Annotated in this window: 13 protein-coding genes; 3 read left to right on the top strand and 10 right to left on the bottom strand. The window is 51.3% G+C overall.

The features are described 5' to 3' along the window. Positions 1 to 33: 33 nt before the first annotated feature. From OOJ60_RS09860 to ptsJ, 5 genes are all read right to left on the bottom strand, one after another. Positions 34 to 1,875, bottom strand: coding sequence for a tetratricopeptide repeat protein (locus OOJ60_RS09860; protein WP_205612491.1), 1,842 nt, complete (start codon positions 1,873 to 1,875; stop codon positions 34 to 36). Next, a complete protein-coding gene (locus tag OOJ60_RS09855; RefSeq protein WP_205612490.1) occupies positions 1,859 to 3,745 on the bottom strand; it encodes a hypothetical protein in 1,887 nt (628 codons plus the stop codon). Before OOJ60_RS09855 ends, OOJ60_RS09860 begins: the two co-directional genes overlap by 17 nt. Before the next feature lie 67 nt (positions 3,746 to 3,812). Beyond that, positions 3,813 to 4,175: a YfeK family protein gene (locus OOJ60_RS09850; protein ID WP_042290841.1), complete on the bottom strand. Its 363-nt coding sequence runs from the start codon at positions 4,173 to 4,175 to the stop codon at positions 3,813 to 3,815. Between the two features lie 55 nt (positions 4,176 to 4,230). Further along, on the bottom strand, positions 4,231 to 4,971 hold the full coding sequence (locus tag OOJ60_RS09845) for a type 1 glutamine amidotransferase (RefSeq protein WP_205612489.1): 741 nt from the start codon (positions 4,969 to 4,971) through the stop codon (positions 4,231 to 4,233). Between the two features lie 12 nt (positions 4,972 to 4,983). Beyond that, on the bottom strand, positions 4,984 to 6,276 hold the full coding sequence (ptsJ, locus tag OOJ60_RS09840; protein WP_205612488.1) for a MocR-like B6 salvage transcription factor PtsJ: 1,293 nt from the start codon (positions 6,274 to 6,276) through the stop codon (positions 4,984 to 4,986). An 82-nt stretch (positions 6,277 to 6,358) separates the two neighbouring features. On the opposite strand from ptsJ, the gene pdxK reads away from it, so the two are divergent. Both pdxK and OOJ60_RS09830 read left to right on the top strand, forming a co-directional pair. Then, positions 6,359 to 7,225 (top strand): pyridoxine/pyridoxal/pyridoxamine kinase, encoded by an 867-nt coding sequence (gene pdxK, locus OOJ60_RS09835; RefSeq protein ID WP_205612487.1) that lies wholly within the window; start codon positions 6,359 to 6,361, stop codon positions 7,223 to 7,225. Beyond that, on the top strand, positions 7,222 to 7,464 hold the full coding sequence (locus OOJ60_RS09830) for a cytoplasmic protein (protein ID WP_205612486.1): 243 nt from the start codon (positions 7,222 to 7,224) through the stop codon (positions 7,462 to 7,464). Before pdxK ends, OOJ60_RS09830 begins: the two co-directional genes overlap by 4 nt. A gap of 61 nt (positions 7,465 to 7,525) precedes the next feature. Here the strand turns inward: OOJ60_RS09830 and crr are convergent, their stop codons facing one another. From crr to cysZ, 5 genes are all read right to left on the bottom strand, one after another. Continuing rightward, positions 7,526 to 8,035: a PTS glucose transporter subunit IIA gene (gene crr, locus OOJ60_RS09825; protein ID WP_042290834.1), complete on the bottom strand. Its 510-nt coding sequence runs from the start codon at positions 8,033 to 8,035 to the stop codon at positions 7,526 to 7,528. Positions 8,036 to 8,075: 40 nt separating this feature from the next. Further along, a complete protein-coding gene (gene ptsI / locus OOJ60_RS09820; RefSeq protein WP_042290832.1) occupies positions 8,076 to 9,803 on the bottom strand; it encodes a phosphoenolpyruvate-protein phosphotransferase PtsI in 1,728 nt (575 codons plus the stop codon). A 46-nt stretch (positions 9,804 to 9,849) separates the two neighbouring features. After that, a complete protein-coding gene (gene ptsH / locus OOJ60_RS09815) occupies positions 9,850 to 10,107 on the bottom strand; it encodes a phosphocarrier protein Hpr (RefSeq protein WP_000487600.1) in 258 nt (85 codons plus the stop codon). Between the two features lie 382 nt (positions 10,108 to 10,489). Next, positions 10,490 to 11,461 carry a cysteine synthase A gene (cysK, locus tag OOJ60_RS09810; protein ID WP_042290830.1) on the bottom strand — a complete coding sequence of 324 codons (972 nt, stop codon included), beginning with the start codon at positions 11,459 to 11,461 and terminating at the stop codon, positions 10,490 to 10,492. A gap of 163 nt (positions 11,462 to 11,624) precedes the next feature. Beyond that, the gene (cysZ, locus tag OOJ60_RS09805) at positions 11,625 to 12,386 is read right to left on the bottom strand and encodes a sulfate transporter CysZ (RefSeq protein ID WP_205612485.1); all 762 of its coding nucleotides are present in this window, start codon (positions 12,384 to 12,386) and stop codon (positions 11,625 to 11,627) included. Positions 12,387 to 12,616: 230 nt separating this feature from the next. On the opposite strand from cysZ, the gene zipA reads away from it, so the two are divergent. Beyond that, positions 12,617 to 13,639 (top strand): cell division protein ZipA, encoded by a 1,023-nt coding sequence (zipA, locus tag OOJ60_RS09800; RefSeq protein ID WP_060570580.1) that lies wholly within the window; start codon positions 12,617 to 12,619, stop codon positions 13,637 to 13,639. Positions 13,640 to 13,679 lie beyond the last annotated feature (40 nt).

Below are 13,679 nucleotides of genomic sequence, written 5' to 3'. Positions count from 1 at the left end.
CGGTCAGTGTGTCACTGACCGGTTTGACGTAGATTAGGCTTTTCCTTTTAAATCAGCAGTCAGCAGTTCACGAACGAAGTTATCCGTTTTCTCTGCCGCAGGCGCTTTGCGGTCATACGTTCTGGGAAAAACAGCAATGGTCTTTCCCTGCCAGGGAATAAACCAGTAAACACCGTCATCCGGCGACAGGTAATCTCTGATGGATTCCTCTTTATGGAAGACCCAACGCACGGCGTTGTTCTGACTCCCTGAAATATCCTGTGCGGTGTGCTCGAATTTAATGCCTTCCGTCTGATCTTTCGCCATTTTCAGACGCTGCAGGATAAATGCTTTTGGCGACGTATCTGACGGTAATATCTGAACCAGGAAACTGTCTGGATTTTTTTCAGAGGAATACAGGAGATAATCCGTCCCTGCATACTCCAGTATTGTCTGGGCAGTGAGTAAGGGAAAAATCAATCCATCATCTTTATTTTCTCTTATCGCCCCGTGCGCGGTGTCTACGCTCCACTGCTGGCTATCGCCAATGAGGCCGGCTGCCTGGATATATTTCGCCAGAAGCTCATAACCGTCTTTCCCTTCTTCAAAACGTAATGTACTGAGCGCTGAGTAGAATAAAATTTTTTCATAGTCCCAGTCGTTATGAGTATAGGGGAACTGCGCCCGCGCTTTTTCGAACGCCTGACTGGCATCGGCATACTTTCCCTTACGATAATCCGCAAGGCCTGTAATGCTGTAAAATTTTTGATATTCAGCCGGGAATGCGGCGATCTGTAACCCTTTTTGCGCGATGATCCTGGCTTTGTCCCAGTTCTCATCAGGAGCATCAGGCGCGGACAGTCCTACCCCAAGAGGATACAATTCAGCTTCAATCGAGCGCATCGTTTGCTGGTGATAGAGTTTTGGCGGATTATCCCATTTAATCTGCGCAAACAAATCAGCAATCGACTTTATTGCGGCCTGGCTGTCGCTTTCAGGAATTTTCGCTTTTATGGTGACCCGCCAGTCACCTTGCTTAATTTTCCATGTGACGGAAATTTGTTCCTCTGCTGCTACAACAAATTTCTGCTGGAGATTTTTATCCACCGGGAAATCTGGTATATGGCCGATATCTGTTACGGGCGGCGCAACGTTTTTATCCTCAGGTGATACCATTGAGTCTTCTTTTTCGACTTCATTATAGGCCATCGTGAAGCGAATCTTTCCACCGGATGATAATATGTAGGTCAGGTCTGTCGGGTAATCCCGGGTTTCACCCGAGTCAATATCAACCAGCAACCATTTCTTTGCGTTAATAACAGGGAAGCGCATATTAGCCACCCGCCAGGACAGTTGGTTATTTTTTTCGTCTATGTGCCAAAGATCAGGTGAGATTTTTTTACCTCCTTCGCCGGAATACACACGTTTAATTAAAAGGATGGCATCCGTTTGTTTTTCTGCGAACCAGGCATATTTAGCGGCAGAAATTAAAAATCCTTTAATGAAATCATCATATTCTGCCAGCGGTAGCGCATTTTCGAACAGGCTCTGTGCTTCAGCGTAGCGGTGTTTTTTTTCCAACAGCCATGCCAGGGTATCCAGTTCTGATGACAACTCATAGTGGTTAATGTCGCAGCTTACCTTCATTTTTTCCAGACTGGACAGTAGCGCCCGCTGTGCAGTAATAAAATCTCCCTGCTGAATTAATCCCATTGCTTCCTTGTAGCTGTCGAGTTGCTGGCGCCGTATCAGATATTGTTGCTCTTGGTCGTAATAGGGTAGCTTTTGGCACAGTTCATATCGTTCAACAGGAGATGAGGTGGCTGCGGCAAACGTTGGCGCGACAAAGGAACAAACCAGAGCGAATAAAACGTGCCTGTTAGTTAGAAACATCATTACGTTCTCCAGAAACTGACGACGATGCAGGGGCAGAGTACTGTGCCAGTTGTTTGGCAAATTTATCCAGCTCGGGCAATACCGCGTTGTCCTTGTTATCGACCACCGCAAGGAGCGCGCCATAACCGCTCTGGTAAGGAAACGTCCAGTAGATCAGTGATTTTTCTGTTTTTTCGCTACCGCTGTACCATTTGACCGACCACTTTGTCGCCATTTTCTTCTGTCCCTGTAAACTAAAGGGATAGGTTGTTTTATGCAGGTCTTTGTCCGCTATAGTTATTTTTTGTCGATCTTCTTCCTGAAGGCGTTTGATTTTAGCTTTGATAATGTTCGGCACATTGACTTCAGACAACTCCGTCAACCCGGCGGAAAACTCAGTCGAATAGCCATATTTTGCTGCAGAATAAACAACGGTTCCTTCGATATACGTGAATGCTGAGGCATGGAAAATGCCGACGTTAAAGGGAAAGCGTAACTGGCTTTTTTTGTTGAATATTTCTGGGATAACAGGATCAAAAACCCAATGGCTATCCATTGGCGAATGCCTTAATGATTGTTTCACCAGTTCGGTATAGGTCTTCTTTTTCGTCCGGTAAGCAATGTCCGTCAGGTACATCAGAAGCGCTTGCGAATCATAGTTATCTTCGGTTTGAGTCGTTATGGTTTGCGAATAAGCGGCGCGAGCATATTGAAGATATGACCAGGCTTTCTCCAGTTTATTTTGCCGGTATGAATGGATACCGAGAATGGCGTTGACTCTTGCTTTTTCAAGCGGGAATTTTGCCGCCGGAAGCAGTAAGTTTGCCTGTTGGGCAGCGTTATTCCACTCGGCCGTGGTACGGTAAGTTGTTTTTGTCAGTGCATCCAGTTCTTTCTGAATGGGGGGAAGCGTGTCTGCCTGCGGCCATTTTATTTTTGTAAACAGTGAAGACAGTTGCTGAAGGGCATTTTCGCTGTGCGCTGTCTGAAATGTTGCCTGAACCGCCATTTCCCACGATCCTTGCGTTATTTGCCATATTGCCGTCGTCACGCTATCCCCGGCGACGCTATAACGTTGAGCTGATTTTATTTGCTTAATATTTTCGCCTGGGAAATCAGGTAATTTTGCCGAAAGCTCAGCATCCTCTGCTGTTGTATAAAGCCAGGGTCGTTTTATCTGCGTTGTTTTTACTGAATGCTCAGGGTCATTAGAACCCCGGTAGTGGAGCGTTATGTCAGCGGAAACATAGTTGTCTGCGACGTTATAGATCCCATCGCCATTGTTAGTAAAACGAATTACTGACGCGCCATCACGTTGACCGGTAGAATATATTTTTGCCAGCGTCCAGCGCCCGGTGGTTAACGGCACCGTCAGATGGGCAAGAGCATAATTTAACTGATTATTCGCATCATCCAGTTGCCACATCTCAGCGGGGAGGTTTTTGATGGAAAGATACGTTTTAATGAACTGCTGTGCTTCACTTTCTTTACCAGCCAGCATCGCTTGCATGGTCGCTTTACGAATAAAACGCTGTTGCTGATCAACATTGGCGGTCGCCTCTGCTGCTTTTTTATTTAATTCAATGGCTTTTTCATACTGAGCGGTTTCATCCAGCGCCTGAGTGAGGCGCCATACTATCGCATTCGCGTCTTCGAAATTAGCACAGGATGCATGCAGTTCATTCCAGATGCTGTCGACGAAATTCCCTACGGATTCTTTGTTACCGGTTTTAACCACATCCGGTAATTGATTCATCAGTGAGGTAATTTGTGTCGAAGGGGATTGCTGACTGATAGAGAAATCACAGCGATTATTCTCTGCGGCAATCACATTGTGACTTATCATTAATGATAAAACAGGTAAAACAAACTTCAATAAAGTATTTGCCATGACATTATCTCTTTGGCAATGGTAAAACTATCGGTTAGGGAATGTTCTAACCGATTCGTTGAGAAAATTAGTTAAGGGTTTTATCTGTTTCCGCGATCAGTGCGTGCAGATAAGGTTTGGCATTTTCATCATTTTTACCCGGAATTCGCACAATGTAGGGTTTGCCGGTAATCGATGAAGAGGAGGCGACTTTATCAATGAATTGTTCTGCGGTATCAATACGGTTGCGGGTATTCCCCAGCTTCAGGCGCAGGTGGGATACTGCTTCATCACAATTATGTGAATCGCCGTTTCTCACGAAGATTAAATCCTTTTTTTGCGCCAGTGCATCAAGCATGGCGCTGATGCGTGCCTCTTCATGGGCATTCAGCTTCGCCCAGACCGGAAGAGTTAACAGGAGAGCAAATAGCGTACAGGCGATTCTTTTCATTCCACTTTTCCTTGCGATGAGAAATCCTTCGTAGTTCTGACAAGGCGTCCTGCGTTTAGTTGCACCCGCGACCGGGGTAATTTTCTGAATGTGCTTGCAGAAGTTTATCCAGAAACCGCCACAGCGTTTCATTCATTTCCTGGTAACTCCATTCGCGCATTTCCTTTACCGAACGGATGAACGTTTTCCCTGCGGCTTCCGCCAGTTCCTGTTGGGAGTGCCTAATTAACCCTTCGACGGACTCGGCGGTAAACTCCATGTGGCACTGGAAGCCGTAAATGAAATGACCAAACTGCACAATTTGTCGCGGACAGCCTTTACTTTCCGCAATGACGGTCGCCTGATCGGTTAATCCCGGCATATCGTTATGCCAGTGACCGACACTCAGTGGAGAATCAAAGTGAGAGAAAAACGGATGCTCTTTGCCTGCTGCGGTCAGCGTAATAGGGAAATGACCGATCTCTTTTTCCGGGCTTTTACAGACCTTTGCGCCCAATGCTTCGCCAATCAATTGCGCGCCAAGACAGATGCCCACCACAATACGTCCGGCGCTTATCGCCTGATTAATGAGATGCTGTTCCGCCAGCGAGTCAAAGTACGGACATTCTGCAAGCGTTGTTCGCGGCGACTGGGGGCCGCCAAATACAACCAGCATGTCAAAGCCGTCCGCGTTCTTCGGCACGGGTTCTCCGGCATAAACGCGAGACCATGAGAGGGTATAGCCCCGTTGTTCTGCCCATGTCAGATAGGCGCCGGTGGATTCAAATGATTCGTGAACAACAAAATGTACTCGCACGCTTTTCTCCTGTTAGCCATTCAGCGCCTGATAAATATCAGCCGCCAGGGTGTTGATATCGCTGTCGCTCAGTGTCGACAGCGTGATACGCAGACCGTGTGCAGGTTCGTTCACGCCAAACGCCTCACCTTCGCGCACCAGCCAGCCTGATTTCGCCAGCATAAAAGCGGTTTTCTGACTGATGTCCTTCAGTGGCAGCCACAGATTCAGACCGTCGCCCGGCGGTACGGCCAGGCCATACTGGCCCAGCGCCCCGGCCAGCTTTTGCTGGCGGGACGCATAAAACTGCCGGGTATGGTTCAGTGAACGCTGAAAATCACTGTCGTTCAGGCAGGCAGAAGCGAGATCCTGAAGTAGATGACTGACCCACTGGCTGCCCGCGTTCAGGCGCAGACGCAGTTTCTGCGACGTCAGCGGATCGCTGGAAACGATGGCGAGACGCAGGTCCGGGCCGAGCGTTTTCGACATTGAACGCACCACCGCCCAGCGCAGGGTTTCCGCGGCGATAACCGGATGCCAGGCTGATGTCGAGAGCAGGGCGAAATGATCGTCGACAATGACTGACACCTGCGGATAGCGGGCAAGTATGTTTTGTAACGCGGCGGCACGCGTGGCGCTCAGGCTGCATCCGGTTGGATTATGCGCGCGTGGGGTAATAATCACCGCGCGTGCGCCCAGGCGTAAAGCCTGCTCCAGCATGTCCGGTTGCATGCCTTCCTCGTCAACGCGCACGGGCGTGGCGCGAAAACCGCTGTAGCGCAGCATATTAATGCTGCTCAGAAAGCACGGATCTTCCACCGCCACGCTGTCGCCCGGCAGCAGGTGGGCGCTCAGCAGGCGTTCAATGGCATCAATGGCGCCGCTGGTAATATCAATTTCGCCTTCGGCAGGGGTGGCATCCTTCATCCATGTTTGCGCCCACTGTTGTAACGCGGGCGATAACGCTTCATCGCCGTACAAGCGGTGAGTATGCGTGAGCGTTTTTAGATAGCGTCCCAGCTCGGGCAGACGATCCGCTGCGGGATTGCCGCCGGAAAGATCGACAAGCGGAGTGTGCGGATCGCTTCCTTCCAGCGCAACTGGCGCAGAGGCGCCGTTTATCACCGTGCCGTTGCGCCCCTGACTCAGCGCCAGCCCGGAGATGACCAGCCGTTTGTAGGCCGCAGCGACAGTATTTCGGTTGACGTTCAGCGCCTGGGCCAGTTCACGCACGGGAGGTAAGGTATCCCCCGAACGTAACGCTCCGCTGGTGATATGCTGGCGGATGCTGTCAAAGATTTCGCTGGCGGTTTTTCCGTCGATCATTATTGACCTATGACAAAATGAATTTTAGCATATGACGATAATAGTGAGGCGCCAGCCCGCTGTCCAGTGAGAGGAGATGTTTATGGCGCAGGAGAGTGATATACAGTCAGTGCTTTTTAGCGATAGCCATCGGGCGTTACAAACCGACATCGTCGCCGTTCAGTCACAGGTGGTGTACGGCAGCGTGGGTAACAGCATCGCGGTGCCGGCTATTAAGGCAAAAGGTTTGCGCGTCACGGCGGTACCTACGGTGCTGTTCAGTAATACGCCGCATTACGAGACGTTTTATGGCGGCATTATTCCTGCCGACTGGTTTAACGGCTATTTACAGGCGCTGAGTGAGCGCGACGCCCTGCGCGAGCTGAAGGCGGTGACCACCGGTTACATGGGCAGCGCAGAGCAAATCGTCCTGTTGGCGCAATGGTTGCAGAACGTGCGCCAGCACCACCCCAATATCACCATTTTGGTTGATCCGGTGATAGGGGACGTGGACAGCGGTATGTATGTGAAAGCGGAGATCCCGGAGGCTTACCGTCAGCATCTGCTGCCAGTGGCGCATGGGCTGACGCCAAATGTCTTTGAACTGCACATGCTGAGCGGCAAACCGTGCGGTACGCTTGATGAGGCAGTGATTGCGGCGAGGTCGCTGCTCACCGATACGCTGAAGTGGATTGTGATCACCAGTGCTCCCGGACAAAACCGTGACGCTATCAACGTGGCGGTGGTGACGGCTGAATCGATGGATATTATTGAACATCCACGGGTAGAAACCGATCTGAAAGGCACTGGCGATCTGTTCTGTGCGGAGCTGGTGAGCGGCATTGTACGTGACATGACGTTAACCCGAGCCACGCAACTGGCGGCAGAAAGGGTGCTGGACGTCATGATGTGGACCCAACAATGCGGCTGCGACGAATTAATACTGCCGCCGACAGGGGAGGCGCAATGAAAAGTTATCGCTTAGTGGTTCGTCAACAAGGGCGGGTGGTCGGTCATTTCGACACCAGTGGATCGGATGCGCTGGCGGATATTTGCGTGGCGCGCGCCATGTTTGGCGTTGCGGGAGGGTATCAGTGCGAATTGTTGGTCGCAGACGCCGAAAAACGGATGCTGGAAAGTGGACCGGACGGCATGAAAATCCTGATGCGCGAGAAGTGCTATCGTCCGGTCACCGCCACGCTGCTGTAAAGGTGAAATTGGCGGATAAAAAAATAGCGCCGGAAGGCGCTATTTTTCACTGCGGCAAGAATTACTTCTTGATGCGGATAACCGGAGTTTCACCCACGGTCACGCTACCGGACAGTTTGGTCAGTTCTTTGATCTCGTCCATGTTGGAGATAACGACCGGCGTCAGAGTGGACTTGGCTTTTTCTTCCAGCAGCGGCAGATCGAATTCGATGACCGGGTCACCCACTTTCACGCGCTGACCTTCTTCCGCGATACGCTTGAAGCCTTCGCCTTTCAGCTCAACGGTGTCGATACCGAAGTGAACGAACAGCTCGATACCGCTATCGGATTCGATAGAGAACGCATGGTTGGTTTCAAAGATTTTGCCGATGGTACCGTCAACAGGCGCGACCATTTTGTTACCGGTTGGTTTGATGGCGATACCATCACCAACGATTTTTTCCGCAAAAACTACATCCGGCACGTCTTCGATGTTGACGATCTCGCCAGAGAGCGGAGCAACAATCTCAATAGTTCCGGTGTCTTTCTTATCATCAGAAACCAGAGATTTCAGTTTATCAAACAAACCCATGATCTTCTCCTAAGCAGTAAATTGGGCCGCATCTCGTGGATTAGCAGATTGTTTTTTCTTCAATGAACTTGTTAACCAGCGTCATTAACTCGTCTGTTGTCGGTTGAGCAAGAGCCTGCTCTGCTAACACCTTCGCATCTTCGAAGTTCGTGTTACGGATAATCTTCTTAATGCGCGGGATAGAAATGGCGCTCATAGAGAATTCGTCCAGACCCATCCCCAGCAACAGAAGTGTAGCACGTTCGTCGCCTGCAAGCTCACCACACATGCCAGTCCATTTACCTTCTGCATGAGAAGCATCAATAACTTGCTTGATCAAGTTCAGCACGGACGGTGACATTGGCTGGTAAAGATGTGAAATCATATCATTACCACGGTCAACTGCCAGCGTGTACTGCGTTAAATCATTGGTGCCGATACTAAAGAAATCAACTTCTTTGGCTAAATGACGCGCAATCGTCGCCGCAGCCGGTGTTTCCACCATCACGCCAATCTCGATTGCTTCGTCAAATGCTTTACCTTCGTCACGCAGTTCCTGTTTGTAGATTTCGATCTCTTTCTTCAGTGCGCGCACTTCTTCAACAGAGATGATCATCGGGAACATAATGCGCAGTTTACCGAAAGCGGACGCGCGCAGGATAGCGCGAACCTGGTCACGCAGGATCTCTTTGCGATCCATGGCGATACGCACAGCGCGCCAGCCCAGGAACGGGTTCTCTTCTTTCGGGAAATTCATGTACGGCAGCTCTTTGTCGCCGCCGATGTCCATAGTACGCACGATAACTGCCTGAGAGCCGCAGGCTTCAGCAACAGCTTTGTACGCCGCAAACTGTTCTTCTTCAGTCGGTAGCGCGTCGCGGTCCATAAACAGGAATTCAGTACGATACAGGCCAACGCCTTCGGCGCCGTTACGCTCTGCGCCTTCGACGTCACGTACGGTACCGATGTTTGCGCACACTTCAACCTGATGGCCATCCAGGGTGATTGCCGGCAGATCTTTCAGTTTCGCCAGTTCCGCTTTCTCGGTGGCAACCTGTTCCTGCACGGCGCGCAGTTTTTCAATTTCTTCGTTAGTCGGGTTGACGTAAACCTGGTTGTTTACGGCATCCAGAATCAGATAGTCGTCGTTTTTAACCTGAGAGGTAACGCTGCCGGTACCCACGATAGCAGGCAGTTCAAGAGAACGCGCCATGATTGAGGTGTGGGAGGTACGGCCGCCCGCGTCGGTGATGAAACCCAGCACTTTTTGCAGGTTCAGCTGTGCGGTTTCGGACGGGGTCAGGTCAGCGGCAACCAGGATAACCTCGTCTTTGATTGCGCTCAGGTCGATGATCGCCAAACCCAGGATGTTGCGCAGCAGGCGCTTACCGATATCACGCACATCAGCCGCACGTTCTTTCAGGTATTCATCATCCAGTTCTTCCAGGGCAGTGGCCTGACCTTCGATAACTTCATGCGCAGCTGCGTCAGCCGTCATGTGCTTATCTTTAATCAGGGCTATGATTTCCTGCTCCAGCTCCTCATCTTCGAGCAGCATGATATGCCCTTCGAAGATGGCTTCTTTTTCTTCACCGAACGTTTCACCAGCTTTGGTTTTGATCGCTTCTAATTGCGCAGATGCCTTGGCACGACCGCTCAGAAAACGTTCAACTTCCTGATCAACCTTGTCGGCAGAAACTTTTTTCCGGTCAATGACGATTTCGTCTTCTTTCAGCAAAAGTGCCTTGCCGAAAGCGATACCCGGGGATGCTAAAATGCCTGAAATCATAACCCTACCTTACTTGTGACTGATTTTTAAAAGAACCCGGAAAATCTTATTCCAGTTCCGCCATCAGCTTGACCAGATGTTCAACCGCTTTCTGCTCGTCTTCACCTTCCGCAGAAATGGTGACAACGGTGCCCTGAGTCAGACCCAGAGTTTGCAGTTTGAACAGGCTTTTTGCGCTTGCGCTTTTGCCGTTGGAAGTCACAGTAATCTCAGACGTGAAGCCTTTCGCTTCTTTAACAAACTGAGCAGCAGGGCGGGTATGCAGACCGTTCGGAGCGGTAATGGTAACTTCTTGCTGGAACATTGTATTTCCCCAACTTATAGGTTTAGTGTTGTGGAACTAAAGTCTAGCCTGGCGGTTCGACTTTAGCCTGTATTGTTAGTGCCGACGTAAACGGAGGCGACACACCAGGTGTTATACGCAATCCGTTGCAGGCAACTTCTGGCCGCTGACGTTTCGCTCGTCATTAAACATTATGCCGCGAAATCAAGAATTGAACCAAATCATAAAATCGATTCAGCAGGGAGTTTTCCTGTAACGATTAATTTCGCGCTTCAAAATAATTAGTCAGGTTAAATACCAGACCCAACGGGGTGAATCAATGCCAGGTGGGGTGAAAGTTTGAAGCAGGCCACAAAAAAGCACCTGAAAAGGTGCTTTTTTACGCGTTTTTAACAAGCTGGCATCACTGTTGCAGTTCTTTCTCAGTAAAGAGATCGGCAAACAATGCGGTGCTCAGATAACGCTCACCCGAGGACGGTAGGATAACCACAATATTCTTATTGGTAAAGGTTTCATCTTCCTGCAATTTAAGCGCGGCAGCGACGGCTGCGCCGGAGGAGATACCCGCCAGAATTCCTTCTTCTTCCATCAGACGGCGTGCGGTAGAAATCGCCTCTTCATTGGTGATGCCAATGACTTTATCAATCAGTTTGAGATCAAGGTTGCCTGGAATAAAGCCCGCGCCGATGCCCTGAATTTTGTGCGGGCCTGGCTTCAGCTCTTCGCCAGCCAGGGCCTGCGCGATAACCGGAGAATCAGTCGGTTCGACGGCGACCGTGATGAGGTCTGCTTTACCCTTTGTGCCTTTGATGTAGCGGGATACGCCAGTCAGCGTACCGCCTGTACCCACGCCAGAGATAAACACATCCACCTGACCATCGGTATCTTCCCAGATTTCCGGGCCGGTGGTTTTCTCATGTATCTCCGGGTTAGCCGGGTTGCTGAACTGCTGAAGCAGCAGGTATTTCGCCGGATCGCTGGCGACAATCTCTTCCGCTTTCTGAATCGCGCCCTTCATGCCTTTCGCGCCTTCGGTCAGCACCAGATTCGCACCCAGCGCTTTCAGCAGCTTGCGGCGCTCGATACTCATCGTTTCCGGCATGGTTAGCGTCAGCTTATAGCCGCGCGCGGCAGCGACGTAAGCCAGTGCGATACCGGTGTTGCCGCTGGTCGGCTCAACCAGTTCCACGCCCGGTTTCAGTACGCCGCGTTTTTCGGCATCCCAAATCATATTGGCACCGATACGGCACTTCACGCTGAAGCTCGGGTTACGTGACTCCACCTTCGCCAGAATGCGTCCGTTACCGATGCGGTTCAGTCGAACCAGCGGCGTATGACCGATAGTCAGCGAGTTATCTTCAAAAATCTTACTCATGGCCTGTCCTTAACTGTATGAAATTGGGATACCTTCCCAGCATACCCGTCAGACGGATAGGGGGAAGTAAGGATTTCGCATATCTATATGCTATGAGGAAATAATGACGATCAGTATGGAATAAGAAACGGCATATACCAGCGGCTGGCGTCTCATCTTTACATTATTTCCACAAGGCATGCTTCGCGCGATAGCAATCGACCCACATCGCCGTTGCGCCGCACACTGCAATCGGCATGATAAAAAGATTCAGCACCGGGATAAGGGTAAACAGGCTGGTGAGCGCGCCAAACTGCATATTGGTGACCTTGCGCGCGCGCAGGGCAGAACGCATCTCTTTAAACGGCACTTTATGGTTATCGAAAGGATAATCGCAATACTGGATCGCCAGCATCCAGGCACTGAACAAGAACCAGAGCACCGGGGCGACAGTTTGACCAATACCGGGAATGAAATAGAGGATCAGCAGGATGATGGCGCGCGGTAAATACCAGGCGAATTTTTGCCATTCGCGTTTCATGATGCGCGGCAGATCTTTCATGATGCCCAGCACGCCAGTATCTGGCGGCGTGGCCCCGGTCAGACGCGCTTCCAGCTGTTCCGCCAACAGACCGTTAAACGGTGCGGCAATCCAGTTGGCGACCGTCGAAAAGAAATAGCCAAAGACCAACACCACCGAGATCACGGCGATCGGCCAGAGCAGATAACTCAGCCACTGCAGCCAGTCCGGGACATGCCGCATTAACGACGGGATCCAGGCATCCAGTTGGGTAAACAGCCACCAGAAGGCGCTGCCCATCAGCACGATATTGACCAGCAGGGGCAAAATAACAAAACGGCGGATCCCGGGTTGCGAGACCAGCTTCCACCCCTGAGCGAAGTAGTACACACCGCTGCGTGGTGCGGTGACGGATGATGACACCATAGTCAGGACAGACTCCTTTTAGTATTAGTCCTAAGTGAACCCGGGTATCTTACCGGGTAATTGCGCTCAGGACAGTTCGGAAATGTTCGAAAAAACAGCAAAAAGCACGATTTCCTTCATCTTTATGCCGGGAAAGCTAAGAGTACACTTGCACTTGACGTAATCGGCAAATACTCTTAGTGAGTAAATGTTTGCCGTGGTGGCAAGGTGTTAGAACAACAGAGAATATAATGATGCAGGATTTGCGTCTGATATTAATCATTGTTGGCGCGATCGCCATAATCGCTTTACTGGTACATGGTTTCTGGACCAGCCGTAAAGAACGATCTTCTATGTTCCGCGATCGTCCACTGAAACGCATGAAATCAAAACGCGACGATGAGCCGTTTGACGACGATATCGACGCTGACGAAGGCGTGGGTGAAGTTCGTGTTCACCGCGTGAATCATGCCCCCGGCAGCCCGCAGGAGCATGAAGCCCCTCGCCAGTCGCCGCAACACCAGTACCAGCCGCCTTATGCGTCTGCGCAGCCGCGTCAGCCGGTCGCGCCGCCGCCTGACGCGACGGTGCCGCCGCAGCACGCTCCGCGTCCGGTACAGCCGGTTCAGCCGCAGCCTGCCCCGCAGCAACCCATTCAGCCGCAGGCCGCGCCGCAACAACCTGCGCCTGAGGCGCAGCAAACTGCCGCGCCTCAGGTACAGCCTGTTCAGCAGCCCGCTTCGCCAGCGCCGCAGGCGGCCTCGCAAGCATTCCAGCCGGCTGAGCCAGTAGCAGAGCCGCAACCAGAACCGGTGGTAGAAGAAACGCCGGCCCCTGCGCCAGAAAAACCGCAGCGTAAAGAAGCGGTAATCATCATGAACGTTGCCGCTCATCACGGTAGCGAACTGAATGGCGACGTCCTGCTCAACAGTATCCAGCAAGCGGGCTTCAAATTCGGCGACATGAATATCTTCCACCGCCACCTGAGTCCCGACGGCAGTGGTCCGGCGTTGTTCAGCCTGGCGAATATGGTTAATCCGGGGACGTTTGACCCGGAAATGACCGACTTCACCACGCCAGGCGTGACCATTTTCATGCAGGTGCCGTCTTATGGCGACGAACTGCAAAACTTTAAGCTGATGCTTCAGTCTGCGCAGCATATCGCTGATGAAGTGGGTGGCGTAGTGCTGGATGACCAGCGCCGGATGATGACGCCGCAAAAACTGCGTGAGTATCAGGACCGCATCCGCGAAGTGAAAGACGCTAACGCCTGATACACTAAAGGCACGACACATACTTTTCTGAACCCCCGCC

It is taken from the genome of Citrobacter sp. R4, assembly GCF_026719175.1.
Classification (GTDB): Bacteria; Pseudomonadota; Gammaproteobacteria; order Enterobacterales; family Enterobacteriaceae; genus Citrobacter_A; species Citrobacter_A sedlakii.
The sequence above is the reverse complement of the archived record's forward strand: the minus strand, read 5'-3'. Positions and strand labels throughout refer to the sequence as shown.

Coding starts and splice junctions, on each gene's coding strand:
- cysZ (WP_205612485.1), bottom strand. CDS start 12,386: ATGGTGTCATCATCCGTCACCGCACCACGCAGCGGTGTGTACTACTTC.
- OOJ60_RS09850 (WP_042290841.1), bottom strand. CDS start 4,175: ATGAAAAGAATCGCCTGTACGCTATTTGCTCTCCTGTTAACTCTTCCG.
- OOJ60_RS09860 (WP_205612491.1), bottom strand. CDS start 1,875: ATGATGTTTCTAACTAACAGGCACGTTTTATTCGCTCTGGTTTGTTCC.
- ptsI (WP_042290832.1), bottom strand. CDS start 9,803: ATGATTTCAGGCATTTTAGCATCCCCGGGTATCGCTTTCGGCAAGGCA.
- OOJ60_RS09830 (WP_205612486.1), top strand. CDS start 7,222: ATGAAAAGTTATCGCTTAGTGGTTCGTCAACAAGGGCGGGTGGTCGGT.
- zipA (WP_060570580.1), top strand. CDS start 12,617: ATGATGCAGGATTTGCGTCTGATATTAATCATTGTTGGCGCGATCGCC.
- ptsJ (WP_205612488.1), bottom strand. CDS start 6,276: ATGATCGACGGAAAAACCGCCAGCGAAATCTTTGACAGCATCCGCCAG.
- pdxK (WP_205612487.1), top strand. CDS start 6,359: ATGGCGCAGGAGAGTGATATACAGTCAGTGCTTTTTAGCGATAGCCAT.
- cysK (WP_042290830.1), bottom strand. CDS start 11,461: ATGAGTAAGATTTTTGAAGATAACTCGCTGACTATCGGTCATACGCCG.
- ptsH (WP_000487600.1), bottom strand. CDS start 10,107: ATGTTCCAGCAAGAAGTTACCATTACCGCTCCGAACGGTCTGCATACC.
- crr (WP_042290834.1), bottom strand. CDS start 8,035: ATGGGTTTGTTTGATAAACTGAAATCTCTGGTTTCTGATGATAAGAAA.
- OOJ60_RS09855 (WP_205612490.1), bottom strand. CDS start 3,745: ATGGCAAATACTTTATTGAAGTTTGTTTTACCTGTTTTATCATTAATG.